At 37.4% G+C, this 20,600-nt stretch carries 12 protein-coding genes; 10 read left to right on the top strand and 2 right to left on the bottom strand.

From position 1 onward, the window contains the following. Window positions 1–169: 169 nt before the first annotated feature. The 10 genes from JF259_RS12525 to JF259_RS12570 all read left to right on the top strand — a co-directional run bounded on the left by JF259_RS12525 (window position 170) and on the right by JF259_RS12570 (window position 16,472). Window positions 170–1,174, top strand: coding sequence for a GntR family transcriptional regulator (locus JF259_RS12525; RefSeq protein WP_199115677.1), 1,005 nt, complete (start codon window positions 170–172; stop codon window positions 1,172–1,174). Between the two features lie 2 nt (window positions 1,175–1,176). Beyond that, window positions 1,177–2,664 carry a xylulokinase gene (locus JF259_RS12530; RefSeq protein WP_199115678.1) on the top strand — a complete coding sequence of 496 codons (1,488 nt, stop codon included), beginning with the start codon at window positions 1,177–1,179 and terminating at the stop codon, window positions 2,662–2,664. A 7-nt stretch (window positions 2,665–2,671) separates the two neighbouring features. Beyond that, window positions 2,672–3,997 (top strand): xylose isomerase, encoded by a 1,326-nt coding sequence (gene xylA, locus JF259_RS12535; protein WP_199115679.1) that lies wholly within the window; start codon window positions 2,672–2,674, stop codon window positions 3,995–3,997. 12 nt (window positions 3,998–4,009) lie between these two features. After that, complete coding sequence (locus JF259_RS12540; protein ID WP_199115680.1) at window positions 4,010–5,677, top strand: sodium:solute symporter; 1,668 nt, start codon at window positions 4,010–4,012, stop codon at window positions 5,675–5,677. Window positions 5,678–5,932: 255 nt separating this feature from the next. Then, window positions 5,933–6,487, top strand: coding sequence for an RNA polymerase sigma factor (locus JF259_RS12545; RefSeq protein ID WP_199115681.1), 555 nt, complete (start codon window positions 5,933–5,935; stop codon window positions 6,485–6,487). A 68-nt stretch (window positions 6,488–6,555) separates the two neighbouring features. Further along, window positions 6,556–7,749 (top strand): FecR family protein, encoded by a 1,194-nt coding sequence (locus tag JF259_RS12550; protein ID WP_199115682.1) that lies wholly within the window; start codon window positions 6,556–6,558, stop codon window positions 7,747–7,749. Between the two features lie 165 nt (window positions 7,750–7,914). After that, window positions 7,915–11,433: a TonB-dependent receptor gene (locus JF259_RS12555; RefSeq protein WP_199115683.1), complete on the top strand. Its 3,519-nt coding sequence runs from the start codon at window positions 7,915–7,917 to the stop codon at window positions 11,431–11,433. Between the two features lie 10 nt (window positions 11,434–11,443). Continuing rightward, window positions 11,444–13,222 carry a RagB/SusD family nutrient uptake outer membrane protein gene (locus tag JF259_RS12560; protein ID WP_199115684.1) on the top strand — a complete coding sequence of 593 codons (1,779 nt, stop codon included), beginning with the start codon at window positions 11,444–11,446 and terminating at the stop codon, window positions 13,220–13,222. Between the two features lie 120 nt (window positions 13,223–13,342). Next, entirely contained in the window at window positions 13,343–14,926 is a 1,584-nt protein-coding gene (locus JF259_RS12565) for an arylsulfatase (protein WP_199115685.1), read from the top strand. Between the two features lie 118 nt (window positions 14,927–15,044). Continuing rightward, entirely contained in the window at window positions 15,045–16,472 is a 1,428-nt protein-coding gene (locus JF259_RS12570; protein WP_199115686.1) for a sulfatase, read from the top strand. Window positions 16,473–16,669: 197 nt separating this feature from the next. On the opposite strand, the gene JF259_RS12575 is transcribed toward JF259_RS12570, so the two are convergent. Further along, window positions 16,670–19,057 carry a hypothetical protein gene (locus JF259_RS12575; RefSeq protein WP_199115687.1) on the bottom strand — a complete coding sequence of 796 codons (2,388 nt, stop codon included), beginning with the start codon at window positions 19,055–19,057 and terminating at the stop codon, window positions 16,670–16,672. A gap of 91 nt (window positions 19,058–19,148) precedes the next feature. Beyond that, window positions 19,149–20,444 carry an MFS transporter gene (locus JF259_RS12580; RefSeq protein WP_199115688.1) on the bottom strand — a complete coding sequence of 432 codons (1,296 nt, stop codon included), beginning with the start codon at window positions 20,442–20,444 and terminating at the stop codon, window positions 19,149–19,151. Window positions 20,445–20,600: the final 156 nt, after the last annotated feature.

Consider the following 20,600-nt stretch of genomic DNA (forward strand, 5'->3'; position numbering starts at 1 on the left):
GGGGCATAACAAAACCAAAAGGTGGAATTTAAACAGTCTCTTAGTAATACGAAAAATTTATTAACAAGGTTTTGAGAAAATAAAATTTATTTCTAATATTGTATCCTGTGCTGTTCTGTGCTGCTTTTATATGTAGACACAAAAAATAACAATTTTAGAAAGTAAATTGATGATGAGTAACAACAAGCTCAAGTTGGTTCTGGATGATAATTTGGGTATTCCTAAATATCAACAAATAATAAATGCTGTTACAGAAGGGCTGGAGAACAATGTTTTAAAAATAGGCGATTTATTACCATCCATTAATGCATTCAGTAAAGATTATGGAATGGCACGGGATACTGTTTTTAAGGCGTATTCCCAGTTAAAGAAGGATGGCATTGTTAAATCTACGCCTAACAAAGGGTATTTTATTTCAGGAAATAGTATCAAGGTGCTTTTAGTTTTAGACACCTTTAAAGCCTATAAAGAAGTATTGTATGGGGCTTTTATCAATAATTTGCCAGATAATATTATTGTCGATCTTCAATTTCACCACTATAACCCCGATAATTTTAAAACCATATTTAGGAATACCAAAGGTAAATATTATAAGTATGTGGTCATGGGATTTGATCATAAGGAAGTGCCTCGTGTGCTTTCAGAAATTGATAAAGACAAGTTGTTATTAATTGATTGGAATGTGCATTCTAATTCCGACAACAATTATGTGTTTCAAGATTTTGGCAAAGCCTTTTACGAAACATTGGTAGATATTAAAAACAGATTTAAAAAATACAAGTCCTTAAGTTTCATATATCCCGAGTTTACGTATCACCCTAAGGAAACTCTTATCTTTTTTGAGAAGTTCTGTGAAGAGCATCAATTCGATTACAACATCGTTGATAACTCTAAAGCCTTTAAGGTAGAAAGGGGTATAGCCTATATAAGTGTAAGTGATCGCATTTTGGGTAAGTTTTTGGAGCAATGCCGAGATAAAGCCTTAGAGCCAGGTGTTGATGTAGGTTTCCTATCATATAATGAGACACCAATGAAAAAGTTTATATATAAGGGAATTACAGTCGTATCAACCAATTTTGAAGCCTTGGGCATAAAAGCGGCAGAGTTTGTTACCACTAATGAATCTATACAGTGTTATATACCCACTAAAATTGCAATTAGAGAATCGTTATAAATATGTATTACTTAGGATTAGATATAGGAAGTTCATCCATTAAAGCAGCTTTGGTTGAAGCAACTACAGGAAAACGTAAAGGCCTTGTTCAGGAGCCCGAAACAGAAATGAGTATACTCGCCTTAAAAAATGGTTGGGCCGAACAAGATCCGGATGTTTGGTGGCAACATGTTTGTGCAGCCATCAATAGGTTAAAGGCACAATACCACGTTTCTGGAGAACAAATTAAAGGTATCGGGATTTCGTATCAAATGCACGGTTTGGTCTTAGTTGATAAAGCAGGGAACCCGCTACGAAATAGCATTATTTGGTGCGATAGCCGTGCTGTGGAAATTGGAAATAAAGCCTTTCAGGGTTTGGGAGCAGATACCTGTGCCGGTCATGTGCTAAATTCACCAGCCAATTTTACTGCCTCCAAATTAAAATGGGTAAAAGACAATGAGCCTGAAATTTACAAACAGGCCTATAAGTTTATGCTGCCTGGCGATTATATTGCTTATAAGTTTTCTAATCAGATCAATACAACCATATCAGGATTATCTGAAGGGATCTTTTGGGATTTTAAGGACGATGCTATTGCCAAATTTCTTTTAGAGTATTACGGTATTGAAATGTCTTTGGTACCAGATATAGTGGATACTTTCGGAGAACAATCAGTAGTTGATAAAAAGGGAGCAGAAGAAAGTGGTTTAATTATAGGGACTCCTATCTTTTATCGCGCTGGCGACCAGCCTAACAATGCATTGTCATTAAATGTCTTTAATCCCGGAGAAGTAGCAGCTACAGGAGGTACTTCGGGTGTGGTATATGCGGTTACAGATAAACTTTCGGGTAAAGAACATACGCGGGTTAACAATTTTGCACATGTAAATTATAAAAAGTCAGAACCGCGAATTGGAAAACTGTTAAACATTAACGGTGCAGGTATTCAATACCGTTGGTTACTCAATAATTTAGATGTAAGCTCATACGAGGAGATGAATACTTTGGCGGCAGAAGTGCCAATAGGATCAGATGGTGTTTGTTTGATTCCCTTTGGGAATGGAGCAGAACGCATGTTAAATAATAGGGAAGTTGGTACACGGCTGTTAAATATCAATTTAAATAATCATGGCAGGGGACACATTTGCAGAGCTGCTTTAGAGGGTATTGCATTTTCTTTTGTCTATGGGATGGAGATATTAAAATCTGACGGTATTGAGGCTAAAGTGATACGAGCTGGAAATGACAATTTGTTCCGTTCAGAACTATTTGCAAACACAGTCGCTACTTTAATAGATCAGGAAATTGAGATTTACAATACAACAGGTGCTATTGGTGCGGCAAGAGCAGCAGGTTTATACAAAGGAGGTACAGAAACTTTTGGAAAATGGATTGTTGAAAACGACCTTATTACAACATTTAAGCCAACAGCCGATAAAACCTTGTATTTGGAGGCTTATAAAAGATGGAAAGAAGAATTAGAGTTAGTAATAGAATCAAAAAAATAATAACATCATGGCAATTTTAGGAGACAAAGAATACTTTAAAGGTATTGAGACAATTAAATATGAGGGAAAAGAATCAGATAACCCCTTAGCTTTTAAATACTATAATCCCGATCAGGTTGTAGCGGGAAAAACCATGCGCGAGCATTTTAAATTTGCAATAGCTTATTGGCATACCTTCTGCGGACAAGGAAGTGATCCGTTTGGCCCAGGAACACAAAACTTTGCATGGGACCAGTCTTCAGATCCTATTCAGGCAGCAAAGGATAAAGCGGATGCTGCTTTTGAGTTTATTAGTAAAATGGGCTTCGATTATTTTTGTTTTCACGATTACGATTTGGTTCAGGAAGGAGCAACCTTTGCTGAATCTGAAAAAAGATTGGTCGCCATAACCGAGTATATCAAGCAAAAGAAAGCCAATTCAGGTATTAAGTTGTTGTGGGGAACAGCTAATTGCTTTTCCAATCCGCGTTATATGAATGGGGCTGCGACCAATCCAGATTTTAATGTGGTAGCTAGAGCAGGCGGACAGATAAAGCTGGCTTTGGACGCTACGATAGCATTAGATGGTGAAAACTATGTGTTTTGGGGTGGACGAGAAGGCTATATGTCCTTGCTTAATACCGATATGGGGCGTGAACTGGACCATATTGGGCAATTTTTGTCAATGGCGAGAGATTATGCCAGAGCACAAGGGTTTAAAGGGAATTTCTTTATAGAACCTAAACCAATGGAGCCCATGAAGCACCAATACGATTTCGATGCCGCTACAGCAATAGGGTTTTTGCACAAGTATGGGTTAGAAAAGGATTTTAAGATGAATATAGAAGTTAACCATGCTACGCTTGCACAGCATACCTTCCAGCATGAAATGCAAGTTGCGGCCAATGCCGGTATGTTAGGAAGTTTAGATGCTAACAGAGGCGATTACCAGAATGGTTGGGATACAGATCAGTTTCCTAACAACATTCAGGAAACTACAGAGGCCATGCTCGTATTCTTAAAGGCTGGCGGACTTCAGGGAGGCGGTATTAATTTCGATGCCAAAATAAGAAGGAATTCTACCGATATGGAAGATGTGTTCTATGCACATATCGGTGGTGCCGATACATTTGCCCGCGCCTTGCTAATTGCCGATAAGATTATTAGTTCCTCTCCTTACGAAGCATTAAGGGAAAAACGATATAGTTCGTTCGACACTGGTAAAGGAAAGGATTTTGAAGCTGGAAAATTGAATTTAAAAGATTTATATGAGATAGCGCAAGACAATGGTGAATTAACACTGCAAAGTGGCAAACAAGAATTGTTTGAAAATATAATTAGCCAATACATATAATATAAAGAAGGTATGGGTACTGTACTGGAAAGTTGGGACTGGGTAGTCTTAGGAATTTATTTTGTAGCCCTTATTGCTGTCGCAGTGTGGGTTGTTTTACAAAAAAACAAAAATACTGAAGATTATTTTTTGGCTGGTCGTAATGTGGGATGGTTTGTAATAGGAGCCTCCATATTTGCTTCCAACATTGGGTCGGAGCATGTTGTGGGTTTGGCAGGAACGGGGTTCGAATCCGGAACACCCATGGCCCATTACGAACTGCATGCGTGGATTGTATTGCTTTTGGGGTGGTTATTTTTGCCTTTTTATATCCGAAGTGGAGCCTTTACCATGCCCGAATTTCTAGAAAAAAGGTTCGATAGCCGATCCCGTTGGTTTTTGTCCCTTTTTTCTTTAGTAGGCTACGTGTTAACTAAAGTATCCGTTACCATTTATGCAGGCGGTATTGTTGTGTCCGAATTATTGGGGATCCCTTTTTGGTATGGAGCCATAGGGATTGTCATTTTTACAGGAGTTTATACCGTTATAGGGGGAATGAAAGCTGTGATCTATACTGAAACCCTACAAACCATAATTCTTATTTTGGGATCTGTAATTATTACTTATTTGGGACTCCAAGAGGTCGGTGGATGGAGACAACTTTCAAGCACTGTTACAAATGTTAGTCCCGAACATTTTAATATGTGGCGTCCAATGAGTGATCCCGATTTTCCTTGGACAGGCCTGTTATTTGGGGGGACTATCGTTGGTATTTGGTATTGGTGTACCGATCAATACATTGTACAGAGAACACTCGCTGCAAATAATATTAAGGTTGGTAGAAGAGGCGCTATTTTTGGAGCGTATTTAAAATTGCTTCCCATTTTTATTTTTTTGATACCGGGTATTATTGCTTTTGCTTTGAGCATTCAAAATCCTGATGTTTTTGGATTGGATAAGGCAGACCGGGCTTTTCCCATGCTTGTTAAGACTTTGTTGCCAATAGGTCTAAAAGGCTTGGTCGCTGGAGGATTAATGGCAGCTTTGATGAGTTCGCTAGCATCCGTGTTTAATTCGTGTTCAACCATTTTTACCATCGATATATATAAAAAGTTGAAGCCTAATAAGACAGAGAAGGAGTTGTTGAATATTGGCAAAGTAGCTACAACTGCAATCGTGTTTTTAGGGATATTGTGGATTCCAATTATGGAAAAGATAGGCGGTGGCGTTATGTACCAGTACCTTCAAAATGTACAGTCTTATATTGCGCCTCCAGTAACAGCCGTATTCCTATTGGGGATTATCTGGCGACGAACCAATTCCCAGGCCGCAATAACCACATTACTTACTGGACTTGGGTTGCTTATAATACGTTTGGCATCAGAGATATATTATCAACCACAAATAAATCATTTTAGAGAAACCGGAGAGCAGGTAGCGTCAGGGATCATGTATGGTTTTGCCACGATCAACTTTGCGCATATGGCAATCTTTATGTTTGTATTTTCAGTAGGGCTGTGTCTTTTAGTAAGCATAACAACCAATCCACCAAATTATGAGCGTATAAAAGGCTTGTCCTTTGGAACATTATCCCTCGAAGATAAGAGGCTGTCCAAAGACAGCTATAATAAAATTGATATAGTATTGTCTGTGTTATTGGTCATTATAGTCATAGGGATTTTGTCCTATTTTACTGGTTAAGGCTCGTTAAATAATATTGACAAGTATAATATAGTTATTAGAAATGCTTGTTTTGTATTTAGCATAATTAAGTTTAAGCACCCTCTAAAATGGGTGCTTTTTTGTTGTCAGTGCGTTGTATTGGCTAATAGTCTTGTAAAATTATGTCCCAAGAATTTTTTATCTTAGGGAAAGAAGTTGGTTTTAGTTTTGTAAATTAATTTATATTAGCACAGTCTTTTATTTCAAATATTTCCTGCAATTCTAAATTGTTCTATGCGGTCAAGAGATTTAAAGTTACTAGAAAAGCTTAAAAGTGGAGATGCTTCAGCGTTTAAGGAACTATTTGATCTGTATTATATGCCTTTAAGTGTTTATGCGTTAAAATTTTGTGGCTCGTTTTCGTTAGCAGAAGATATTGTACAAGAACTATTTGTTAAGTTGTGGGATGAAAAAACATTTATGAGTTTCAATAATGCTATTGGTCCCTATCTTTTTAAAGCGGTTAAGAACAATACCCTTCAAGCCTTAAAAAAGCGTTCCAGATATCGTTTTGAAGTGATCGACCAACAGTTAGATTTGTTAATAGAAGAAGAAATGCCAGATATGGCTACTGTTGAAAAAGAGAAAAAGAAACTATATAAAGAAATTGAGGCGCTTCCTGAAAAGAGCAAGGGTGTTTTTAAAGCGATTGTTCTACAAAACATGAAATATAAAGAAGCAGCAGAGCACTTAGGTGTTTCTGTAAACACAGTAAAAACACACTATTCGAGAGCTTTAAAGCAACTTCGTAATTCGTTAGACGCTATTGTTTTAGTTCTTCTGGTTTAAAAAAAATATATTTTTTTTCACCCATTTTTGGTCTTAAGCTATATATATAATATACAAGAGGTCAAATAATGAGCAAGGTCAACGATCATATTTTAAAGCTAATTGCAGCTTACACGGCAAACAACATAAGTAAAAGTCAACTTAATGATTTACAAAAATGGTTGCAGGAAGTACCTGAGAATAAGCAACTGTTTGCTGATTATCTACAATTGTATAAGAAATCACAGCGTATTGGTTTTATTGAACATATCGATATTGACAACGCATGGAAAAGCGTTGTGGAAAAACTCGAACGTCCTTTAGCGCCTAAAGCAAAGACAACTGGTTCTAAACTAAGATCATTAAGTGTAATGCGGGGTATATTTAAATATGCTGCGGTGGTTGTTTTTCTTCTCGGCATTGGATATTTGCTTCAAAAAGCGTATTTTAATAAGCCGTCTGAATCTGTTTTTCCAAGTGAAAACATCACGCTTCAATTAGAAGATGGTAGTATTGAGATTATAAAATTAAACACATCATCCAATATAGTTGATGCCAAAGGTAACATTATTGTATCCCAAAAAGGAAACCAATTAGTTTACACCAGTGAGACGGATAAAGATACTTTGGTGTATAATACACTAACCGTTCCCTACGGTAAGCGTTTTAAAATAATGTTATCTGATGGAACAAACGTAAACCTTAATGCTGGGACATCTCTTAAATACCCTGTAAAATTTATTAAAGGAGAAAACAGACAGGTATTTTTAGACGGTGAAGCCTATTTTGATGTAGCTAAAGATGCCAATCATCCATTTGTGGTTAATGCCAATGCAATTGATGTAAGAGTGTTAGGGACTCAGTTTAATGTATCCTCCTATCCAGAGGATGAAACCATTAGTACTGTTTTGGTAGAAGGAGCTGTAAGCGTACATAATAAGAAAGTGCCCTATAAACCAGAAACGGCTACATACTTAAAACCAGGGTTCAAAGCAGCCTGGGATAAAAAATACAATAGTATTTCTATTGATAAGGCCGATGTAGAAATGCATACTGCTTGGATTAGCGGTAAGATTATTTTTAGGCACATACCGTTTGATGATATTGTAAGAAAGCTTGAAAGACATTATAATGTGGTGATTAAAAATAACAATAAAGATTTAGGTAAAGATTTTATAACAGCCACTTTTGATATCGAGACTATCGAGCAAGTGTTTAAATACATTAATGAACTTCACCCCATCGATTACACAATAAAAAACAACCTAATAACAATTAACTAATCATTTAAAAAAACAAGTATTGCCAATGAAGTAAAACAACTCAAAAACAAACTAAAATAGTCACTAGTTTTTTATAAAAAAAAACGGAAGGTGGTTGCAACACCCTCCGCTTTATAACTAGTGATTAAATTAATTAACCACTTAATACATAACAAAAATATGAAAATGCGACTTAAGTTAAAGGAGTATAGCACTTCTTTAACGTTAAATTTTGATTTAAAAATGAAACTAACCACACTCTTTTTAATAGTTTCTTTATTTCAGCTGCAAGCTAATGAATCGTATGCGCAAAGAACAAAAATTACTTTAACCTTAGAAAATGTTAGGTTAGAGAATGTTTTGGATAAAATCGAATCCCTTACGGAGTTTAAATTTATATACAAAGATAGCGAGGTTGATTATCATAAAATAACCTCAATAAAAGTTCAAAAAGAACGCGTGTCATCTGTTTTAGACAAGCTATTCAAAAATTTGAATATCGTATATAAAGTTGTTGATAAGCAAATTATACTTAAATCTAAAAAAGAACTGTCCGTTCCAATAAATGAAGTGAACATAGAGGATGAGTTTGAAACCTTACCGCAAGGTGTTGATATAAAAGGAACTATAGTGGATTCGAATGGGCAACCATTACCTGGAGCTAATATTTTAGAAAAAGGGACAGCTAATGGTATGCAGTCTGATTTCGATGGGAATTTTTCTTTAACAGTAGCAAATAAAGATGCCATATTGGTAGTATCGTATGTTGGTTTTTTAACAAAAGAAATCATTGTAGGCGATCAAACCAACATAACTGTGACATTGGTTGAAAATGCTGCAGAATTGGCCGAAGTTGTTGTGGTTGGATTTGGAACACAGAAAAAGGCCAACGTAACAGGTGCTACTGGATCTGTTGATATGGAAGATGTTTTAGGAAACCGTCCGGTTACTAACCCTATTGCAGCAATTCAAGGAACTATTCCCGGTTTACAAATTACCACGAATTCAGGACAGCCAGGTGCTTCGGGATTAGGTATAAACATTAGGGGTACAACCTCTATTAACGGAGGAAGCCCTCTTGTTTTGTTGAATAACGTACCTGTATCCATAGAAGATATCAACCCACAGGATGTCCAATCCATTACCGTTTTAAAAGATGCATCGGCCACATCCATTTATGGAGCCAGAGCAGCTTTTGGCGTTATCTTGATAACAACAAAAACACCGGCTAGAGATCAACCGGTAAAATTTAACTATTCTTCCACTTTTAGTTTAGCATATCCAGAGGATATTCCAGATAAGGCGCCTACTTACGATTTTATAAATGCGCTAAATGATTGGGGAACCAATCCATTTTGGACCGGACAAGATATTCCTTCCTGGGTCGATTTTTTAGAAGAATATAGAGCAAATCCAAGTGCTTACCCTGAGGGCTATGCCGAATTAGATGGCTTAAGATATCCCTTAGCTGATACCGACCTTATAGGCGAATGGATTGATGACTTAGGGTTGACCCAAATTCATAACTTTAACTTTAGTGGAGGTGGTAAAAATTCGAGTTACCGTGTTTCTGCAGGTTATAGTGATGAAGATGGTATTATTGTTACAAGAAATGATAGTTATAGAAAATACAATATAAATGCAGCATTAACAAGTAACTTAACGGCAAAGTTAACATCTACAACCAATATCATTTATCGCTATAGTACACAAAGAACACCTCTGGGGAGTTATAGTAACTCTATCAGTTTTAACCCGTATTCACCGGCGAAAGGAAACTTTGTATTTGATGATGGTACCGAGGTGCCCTACGACACTCCAGCCAATAGAGAACTACTTAAAGTAGCCCCTAAAATTTTGAATGATAATATTCGATTTTTTCAAAAGTTGGATTATAACCTGGTAAAAGGCCTAAACCTTGTAGGTGAGTATACCTTCGAAAAAAGAAATTTTACAAGAACTACCAGTGACAATCAAATTTTAACTGTAAATCCAGAGCGGTTTGTGTTAAATGCAGTAGATCCGGTCAATACCTTTTTTAGAAAGGAAAATACGCAGACAGAATATAATGCTTTAAACTTGTATGGAAAATATACAATTGATATAAACAAGCATAACTTTAGTGTGCTTGCAGGTATAAACAATGAGGAAAGTAGTTTTGAGAGCTTTGATGCACAAAGAAATGGCCTCATTAATGTAGACCTACCTTCACTTTCTGGGGCTACAGGTGCTCAAACGACCGATGATTCTTATGGAGAGTGGTCTGTATTGGGGTACTTTGGTAGATTAAATTATAATTTTGATGAAAAATACTTTTTAGAAGTAAGCGGACGTTATGATGGTTCGTCAAGATTCCCTGATGGTAATCGTTTTGGGTTTTTTCCATCGTTCTCGGCCGGTTGGCACTTAGGACGTGAATCCTTTATGGAATCTATAGATTTCTTGTCTAGTCTTAAGCTAAGAGGTTCTTGGGGAGAAATTGGAAACCAAAACACCTCATCTTTATATCCCGCAGTGCCAGGTTTAGGGATAACCGATTATGGAGAAACAGGAACGGTTAATTGGTTAAATGAAGATACAGGTTCGAGGTATTCTACTTTATCACTACCAAATTTAGTAAGTTCCTCTTTTACTTGGGAAACGGTACAAACATTAAATTTAGGGTTCGATGCTGCCTTTTTTAAGAGTAGGTTGTCAACTTCTTTCGATTGGTTTAAAAGAAAAACTTTAGACATGTTAGCTCCGGGAGCAGAACTTCCAGCTATTTTAGGAGCTGATGCCCCTTTGGAAAATGTGGCCGATCTGGAATCTACGGGATGGGAGTTGGCGTTGACCTGGAATGATAAGATAGGAGATTTTAAATATACTATAGGTGCAACCTTGTATGATTATCAGTCTAAAATAACCAAGTTCGACAATCCTGCTGGTTTATTGAGTCAGTATTATGTTGGAGAAAAACTAGGTAATATTTGGGGGTACACGACCGATGGTTATTATACAGTTGACGATTTTGAACCGGGAACTTTGAACGAGGATCCTTCAAGCCCTAATTATTTAACAGGAGGTACCTTAAAAGATGGCATACCACATTGGGAAGGACGTAATCAGAATCCGGGAGATATTAAATTTGTGGATTTTGATGGCGATGGCATTATAACAGATGGTAACAATACACTTGAAAATCCTGGGGATAGGAAGGTAATAGGAAACAATACCAGGCGCTACCAATATGGCTTTTTTGGAAACTTTAGTTACAAGAATTTTGATTTTTCATTCTTGGCAAATGGCGTAGGCAAAAGAGATATCTATTTAAATAACCGTGTGCGTTTTCCTTATTTGGATGAGTTTTCTGTTGTGTATAAGTCACAATTAGACTATTGGACGCCCGACAATCAAGACGCCTTTTTTCCAAGAAACTATCCACTTGGAGGTGTTAACTACGGCGTAAGTAGAAGCACGCAAACCAAGTACATGTTAAATGGTGCTTATTTGCGAATAAAGAACTTAACTTTAGGTTACTCTATTCCTAAAGCTATCTTAAAGAAAAACAAAATCGATAAGTTACGTATATATGTAGCCGGAGAAAACCTGTTTAGTTTTAACGATTACCCCGATGGTATTAATACCGAATTGATTACGCGAGGGAGCGGTGCTATATATCCGTTTCTTAAGAGCTATTCTGTTGGTTTAAACTTAACTTTTTAATTATAAAGCGATGAAAAATATACATATTACAATAGCAATTTTGTTACTACTTATATGTAGTAGTTGTAGTGAAAGTTTTCTCGAAAAGCTTCCTAAAGATCAGTTAACGGTTGCAACAACGTTTACTACCAATGCTAATTTTGAAACCTATGCTTGGTCTCTGTACGCAAATATTTTGCCCGGTTATTGGGATTTAGCACCTATTACTAGAGAAATGGGAAGTGATTTAATGGTCAATAACGCAGGATCTGTAGGACATGAATTATTGTGGCAGCGTAAAACGGTGCCTTCATCTTCTGGTTTGTGGAATGATTCGTATGTTAACATTAGACGGGCAAACCTAATGCTTGATAATATTGAAAATAGCCAGTTAACAGACAGCGAGAAAGATCATTGGAGAGGTGTAGGACTGTTCTTTAGAGCCTATGTGTACGTGGAACTCATTGCTAATTACGGAGAAGTGCCGTGGGTTGATAGAGCATTAACAGAAGCCGATGAAGAATTGTTTGGCCCCAAGACACCAAGAGATCAATTGGCACAAAATATACTTAGCGACCTTACAGAGGCTGAGAGCTTAATTAGTCCGAGTGGCAATGGGGATAATACGGTAAATACCGATGTCGTTAGAGCATTGATCTCCAGATTTGGACTCTACGAAGGTACCTGGAGAAAGTATCATGGATTGGGAGGTGAAAACACTTATTTACAAGCCAGTGTAGATGCTGGGGCTAAACTTATTGAAGCACACCCAGATTTACATCCTAGTTATGATGAAGTGTTTAACAGTGAAAGTTTGGCTGATGTAAATGGAATTTTGCTTTACAAAGCTTATGAGTTTGGTATCTTAAATGGTAGATGGTCTCATTTCAACAGAAGTTCCATAGGGCACAGAGATCTTACTAAAAAGGCGGTAGATCAGTATTTGTGTTTGGATGGGCAAACCATCCACACAAGTCCACTTTTTGATGGTGAACAAGATGCCTACGATGAGTTTAGAAATAGAGACCATAGGTTATATTTCAATACACCGCCTCCATTTAGAGTGGATACGGGGGGTAAAAATCAATTGACATGGGAATACGACAGTGATCCAAAAAGTAGAGAATACATAGATTTAATGGCTACGTTAAGTGATGATGAGCATAAAACATTGCCAACGATTAACTGGCGTGGACTTGTTGTTCGAACTTCGCCACACTTTAGGAAGTTTAATGAAGGACATGGGTTTAATGTAACCTATACAGGCTATGCCTTTTACAAATTTTCCAATAAAATTAGTCGTTTGCAGAGTAGAGATTCGCATGATGCCCCTACTTTTAGGATGGGTGAGGTTTTCTTGAATTATGCAGAAGCTATGTACGAACTTGGACAATTTACTCAAGAGGTAGCCGATAAGACAATTAATAAATTAAGAGCTAGGGGAGCCGTAGCGCCACTAGATTTGGCTAACATTCCTAATGATCCTACACGAGATGCCGATGTAGCTCCTGAACTATGGGAAATAAGAAGAGAACGAGGTGTAGAGTTTTTAGCAGAAGGATTAGGCAGGGTTTTCGATATTAAGCGATGGAAAAAGTTGGTTGAATATGGTGATGATGAAAAGTTGGGAAGATGGGTTAACAATGCAGATTATGGTAATAAACTGCCAATTCAAGGAGGAGTGGCCGAAGGCTATGTATCACCTTGGGGCGTGCCTCCTGGAGTTCCAGAGCACTATTATTTAGAGCCTATACCATCCGATCAAATAGTTTTAAACCCAGAATTGGTGCAAAATACAGGCTGGGAATAAGGTTGGTTGTTAATAATAAAGAGGGATGTTTTATTAAAGAACATCTCTCTTATTTTTTGGTACATAAGCGGTATTACTCGTATACTTGTAATTTTAAAAGATAACCGAAATACATATTTTATGAAATTTAAGCACAGCATTTATTTTTTAATGATTTTGTCTGTAATGTCTTGTAATTCCGAAAAGAAGACAGCAAAAGCGACTCAGGCTAAACCAAACATCATTTACATTTTGGCGGACGATTTGGGCTATGCCGAAGTTGGTGCTTATGGTCAGGAAAAAATAGAAACTCCTAATATCGATTTATTAGCAAAAAATGGTATGCTTTTTACGCAGCATTATACAGGTGCGCCCGTTTGTGCACCGGCAAGGTCGTCGTTACTTACAGGTACCCATATGGGGCATTCTTATATTAGAGGGAATGACGAATGGCAACGCGGCGAACCCGGTGATGTGTGGAACTATCGTAAAGTGGCAGCCGATTCTACTCTGGAAGGACAGCGTCCGTTACCATCCAACACGATTACCATTGCCAAATTGTTAAAGCAATCAGGGTATACTACCGGCATGTTTGGTAAATGGGGACTGGGAGCACCACATACCCAATCCATACCCACTACTATGGGGTTTGATTACTTTTTCGGTTACAACTGTCAACGTCAGGCGCATACCTATACACCTTTGCATTTATACGAAAATGAAAAGCGTTTCCATTTAGCCAATGATACTGTGGCTCCTAATACGAAAATAGACAAGGATGCCGATCCGAATGCTGTAGAAAGCTATGCCAAATATACACAGCCATTTTATGCGCCCGATGTGTCCTACGAAAAAATGATTGGCTTTGTCGATTCGGTAAAGGAAGAAGATCCCTTCTTTATTTATTGGGCGTCACCTATCCCGCACATGCCGTTACAAGCACCTAAGCGCTGGGTAGATTATTATATTAAAAAGTTTGGAGAGGAACCACCTTATGTGGGCAATAAAGGCTATTTTCCTAACCGCTTTCCAAAAGCGACGTATGCTGCTATGGTGTCTTATTTGGATGAGAATATAGGGAAGCTAATAGCACATTTAAAAGCAACAGGAAAGTACGATAACACCCTTATCATTTTTACTTCCGATAATGGCCCGACCTATAATGGTGGAACAGATTCTCCTTGGTTTGATAGTGCCAAGCCGTTTAGAAGTGAGTATGGCCGTGGTAAAGGCTTTGTGTACGAGGGGGGGATTCGTGTACCGATGATCGCATCATGGCCCAGTAAGGTTAAAGCAGGCACTACCACCGATCATATTTCTGCCTTTTGGGATGTCATGCCTACACTGTGTGATGTAGCTCAAATTAAATCACCAGATACTACAGATGGTATTAGTTTTTACGACACCCTTGTCCAGAATAATGATCAAAAGGAACATGATTACCTGTATTGGGAATTTCCGGAATATAGTGGACAAGTTGCTGTTAGAATGGGGAAATGGAAGCTAGTTTGGAAAGATATAAAGAAAGGCAATACAAAAGTAGAACTGTATGATTTGGATGCAGATATTGCTGAACAGAATGACATAGCAGAGGCACATCCAGAGATTATTGAACAACTATACACTATTATAAAAAAGGAGCATAGAACCCCTGAGATCGATAAGTTTAAAATTGAAGCTTTAGAGGCATTGGTAGGGAATAATGAAAGTATTTCTTCAGAATAGTATTGGTAATGTGTTTAATCAAAAACAGATTAATGAGAGAACGAGTGTAAGGAGTGGTTGCACACGTTCTTAATTTTATAATTACAATAAAATCAATCAATTACTAAAATTTAAACGTGTGAAAAAACGTATAAGATTAATAAGTAGCATACTCAGTCTGTTTTTAATTAGTGCTTGCAATACAGTATCTAAAAAGGTATCTGATCCAGAAGTAGAAAAGCCGAACATCCTTTTTGTCGTAATTGATGATTTGGGTTGGAGCGATCTGGGTTTTATGGGGAATCCAATGTATCAAACACCAAATTTAGATAGGCTAGCAACCGAGAGTGTCGTATTTACCAATGCTTATGCGCCAGCTGCTAATTGTGCGCCAAGTAGAGCCTGTGTTATGACCGGACTAAATACCCCTAGACATGGCATTTATACCGTTAGTCCTTCAACACGGGGAAAGTCAAAAGATAGAAAGTTAATACCAACGCCCAATACAGACGATTTGGGTGAAGATTTTACGACTATAGCTGAGGTTTTAAAAAAGCATGGCTATATAAATGCTTCTGTTGGGAAATGGCACTTAAGTGACGATCCAAAAACACAGGGATTCGATGTAAATATTGGAGGCACCCATCAAGGACATCCAAAATCGTATTTCAGTCCCTATAGGAATAAAGCACTTACAGATGGTGAAAAAGGAGAGTATCTAACCGAAAGACTTACAATTGAGGCAATACAATTTATGGAAAGTAATAAGGAAAAACCGTTTTTCCTTTATTTGCCTTATTATACCGTACACACGCCCTTACAAGGAAAAAAGAATCTTATTGATAAATACAAAAAGATTGTTAATGCAGATAATCGCTTTAATGCTACATATGGCGCCATGGTAGAGGCGATGGATGAAAATATTGGAAGGTTGCTGGCTAGCTTAGAAGCTAATAATTTAACCGATAACACCTTGGTTATTTTTACTTCAGATAATGGAGGATTGGCAAGTGTATCATCACAATTTCCTTTGCGTGCAGGTAAAGGTTCCTATTATGAAGGCGGCATTAGGGTGCCTTTTATGGTAAAGTGGCCCAAAAAAATTAAAACGCCCAGAAAAACAGATATTCCAATTTCGGGAATGGATGTTTTTCCAACCTTGTTGGATGTTGTGAAAAGTAAAGAAGATTTAGAGTTGGATGGCGCATCTTTATACCCTTTGTTAACAGAAAATAAAGCATTAGCAGAGCGTAGTTTGGTATGGCATTTCCCAATTTATTTACAATCTGTAAATCCAGAAAAAGACCAGGCGGGGGATTCGTTGTTTAGAACACGACCAGGTAGTGTGATTAGAAAGGGAAAATGGAAATTGCATGAATATTTTGAAGATGGCGCATTAGAGTTATATAATTTGGAAACAGACCTTGGAGAGCAGCATGATTTGTCTGAAGTAAATCCGGATAAAGTAAAGGAGTTACATGAAGCGTTAAAAGCATGGCGGGTAAAAATGAAGGCACCTGTTCCTACCGAATTAAATCCAGATTACGAACCTCTTGCTGTCAAATAGAGTCAAGTATAATATTTAAAGCAAAGCGCGGGTTTTTACTAAAATTCTGCGCTTTGTTTATAAATTAACTAAGTTAGATTAATAACCGAGGCAGTTTTATAGCTTGTTTATATGTTAGTCAGTGATAATTAACTTGATGAGAGTGGCCTTGTTTAGCAAACAAAGGTAGTGTTCTAATGATATTAGATTTGTTGTGTTTATTTCTTGAATAACTTGACATTTATAATCTCTGAAATTAATTTGCCCTTATTGGTAATACCTTCAATAAATAGTTTTACTGTTTCTTGTTCCAAATTTGGGAAGGCAATCTGTAGTTCCCCTTTTTCATTGAGGTGGTTTTCCGGCAGCCAATCTATAACACCATATTCTTGGAAAAAATCATCATGATAGCTAGGGTACTTTGGTTTGTAAAATGTCTTTTCAAGTTCAAAGGCTATTGGAGGCATAAACTTAGTAGAGCGCTTACGTATATCTTTAATGGTAACGCTTCTGGGATCTCTTAAATATATTTTCACGAACCCTTGTACAGTTTCCGTGTCACCAAAATGGGGAAATTCCATTTTTGTTCTATTAGTTATAACATAGTCGAACTCATTCAAAGGTAGGTGGTATAAGTTTAAAAGTTGATCATCGTAACTTCTAACTCTATTGTCATTAATATAAAATGCTGGAGGCTTTTGTGAAATTGCATTAAATATTCTTCCATTCTTACTCGGAAAACCTCTAGCTTGTATATAACTTAAAAAAGTTGGGTATTTATTACGCCCTTCACTAAAAAAATCAACTTTGCCTTGAACGATTCTTTTTATCTTCGTTTCCCTCTCTGTTTCCTTCTTCCCATAAACTACAACTTCATCTAACCTTTGGGTATTCGATAATAGACTATTGCCAAAACGCTTCACTTGTGTTATGGGCTGTTGTACGATGTTATATTCTTTAGGGTCTAATTCAAGAAAATCTTCATTTATACTAATGATTGTATTCGGATAATACGCTAACTTCACATCTGCACTAATTAAATGCCCCGCATTTTGCACCTTACTCACTTTTATGGAATTTCCTTTTAATGGATATTTTTCGGTTATGATACCCCCTTTTTCCTCTTTTGAAAATGTCAAAAACTCCGGCGCGGAGTCATTAATGGGATGCACCCAAAACTTCTGGTCCTTTTGCTTTTCTGCCACCACCTTAATACTGATGCCCCTGTCAAAACTATACTCCAGTTTGGGCGGATCGTTAAATATATCGTCCCAACTGTAGGCACTCCAGCCCTGGGTGAGCAGCAGGTTGTCGAGATCGTACTGCTTCTTCTTATCGATGTCTGTAAAATAATATTGGGCATCCTCAATATACCCCCTAACATAGGGCTGTAGGTAGGCCTGTGACACAATATTATGGTGCGCCCCGTAACTTTTTGTATCCGCTGGCAATACCGATACACTGAAGTTATTGAACTTGCTTGTGTCTATATTTTTGTACAACAATGTTACTGTTGCAGTGTCTTTTGCTTGGGTAGCTTTTGATTCGGCTTCTGATGTTTGTATATCGATGCCCTCATAGTTAAAGTACAGTCGCTCCAACAGGGGACGGTTTCCTTGGTCGAACAGGGTAAAGATATTGATGCCCGTAAACAGTGCTTTCTTGTTGAATACTTTAATGGGTTTTCGTCCCTTAGAAAAGGTTATCGGTACACTTTCAATCTCGTGGCCGTTATGTATGGCCAAAGTGTAGGTATCGTCCTTTATCGATTCATAGGTTGCGTTGTTCGCTTTGAATTCCAGTGCTATTTGCCCTTTCGTATCGGTAAGCTTCAGGTTGATGCCCTTTGGTTCTGCGGCTTTTACTGGAATTTTAAAGAGGTTGTCCTTTTGGGCTATTTCAATATGATAGCTTTCTCCAAGTTTGGGCATCATTAAAAACCTGCCTATACCCAGGTGATTTACTCTAAAAACAGCAACGGTTTCATTAGTATCGTTCTTTAATTCGCCTACTACGTGCCCAATACCAAAACCCAAACTGTCCTTGACGATAACCCCCATTACATTGGGGATGCCCGATACCAAGTGCCCGCCCTCGGGCAAGAGCTGTACATCCGGTTTTGTTCCCCTTTTTTGAAATTTGACAACGGATTCCCTTTCAGGGTCAATTACCCGTATCTGCTGTGCAAAGTGGTTATGCTCCCTAAAGTTGCACATATAGTTGGTATAGGCCTTGACGGTATAGTAGCCCGAGGTTAACAGGCTGTCTATTGCCATGGTACCACTGGCTATGCCATTGTCCACTTTGAGCAGTTGTTGCTTGATAACACTATCATTCTTGTCCGTGATTAGGCAATAAAGGTTTCTGGTGGCATGTGAAAGTCGTTTGCTTGCCTTATCCGAAATATAGGCTGTAAAGCCCAAGTCTTCACCTTTTATTAATGTGGTTTTGTTTAAATGGAGATATGCGATCTCTCTGGGAAGTTGGGCATAGGTTTGGTAGCTATTATTAAACGAAGGTGCTTGCGAATTCGATTTCGATGCAAAAAGACTTAAAAAAATAGCGAAAAGAAACCTTTTGTCAATATTTTTAATAAAAACAAGCATTATGGAATTACTTTTAAAATAGTAAGAAGCATTTGTCTCTTGTAAGGAAAATAACGCTATTACTTCTTATTAAATTACATTAATATTAATATCAAGCATTGGTAGGATATTCCAGATGTCTTTCGGGGCTTTTAAAGTTCCATTTTAATGCAGCCAAACCGCCACCAATTGTAGCCATAAGGACAAAAAAGTAAAACAAATTATTCCAACCGAAGGCTTCGTTAATAGCTACAACAATGAAACCAGAAAACATTTGTCCTATAGATCCCATACCGTTAATGATTCCAGCGGCCATTCCTGCACCTTTTTTGCCGCCTACGTCCATAGAACCCGCAGTACAGATCAGCGAATCTGGTCCGTAGGTTGCCATGCCTATTAATGCAATACTCAAGATAGTGCCAAATTTGCCAAATGTAACCAGATAGGGGTGTAGAAGACAAACGCTAGCTAAACCTAGCATCATCAAGGATACTGTGCTAAAACGTTTCGAATTAAAAATCTTATCGGATGTGTATCCAGCCAAAATAACCCCAAAAAAGCCTATTAATTCATATACAGATGAAATATATCCCGCTTCATTAGGGTCGTATTGCAAAGACCTCTCCAAGTAAATAGGTAGCCAGAATAAAAAGGAGTACCGTGTCATTTTTAAGATCATATAACAACTGGAATAAATCCAGAGCGCTTTGTTGGTAATTAACAATTTTAATATTTTAAGCTTTTCAGCCTTTGCAGATCCTCCCGTTTGAAAGTTGTATTTGTCTTCTACTATAATTGGAATATTGGTTTCTTTTGGATCATTTCTAGTGAAAAGTAAATACAGAAAAGCAATTAATAATAGAATAGCTGATGGGAAAAAGAACCCCCTTTTCCAACCCAGTTCAGACATGAAATCCATATCGAATGCTGCATAGGTAGCAAAAACAGTTGCTAAAAAACCACCAGTAACATAACAGGTAGACCACCAGGACATAACAATACCGCGTTCGTTGGTTCTAAACCATGGTGTCATATTTTTTATTAAGCCGCTCCAGCCAGTAGATTGACCATAGCCGTTTAAACCAATTAAGAATACAACAATAGCTACAGAGAATGTCATGCCTAAGAAAAAGTTGCCTATAGCAGCCAAAAAGAGCCCTATGGATACAACTTTTCGAGGGCCAAAAGTATCGGATAGATAACCGTTTAAAAATTGTCCGATCGTGTAAATTAAGCTATATATAAATATAATACTAGCATAATTTGAATTGTTCAATTCGAGATCGGCAGCCATGGAACTCCATGTTACAGACAGGTTTTTTCTGCCAAAATAAAAACCGGCATAAGCAATCCATGTAAGGAAAAAAATACGTTTTCTCCAATACTTTTGTTCTTTAGTTAGGCTCATTTATTATTTAGTTAAAGGTTAAATCCCTGTAATTTCATTGTAGTTATTTTAGGTTCTGTAAATTTTCCCTACATTAAAGTTGTTTGGTTATTGGTTATTAGTTAATGGTTGATGGTTATTGGTTGATGGTTATTGGTTAATGGTTAATGGTTATTG

Source organism: Snuella sedimenti (assembly GCF_016428595.1).
GTDB lineage: Bacteria > Bacteroidota > Bacteroidia > Flavobacteriales > Flavobacteriaceae > Snuella > Snuella sedimenti.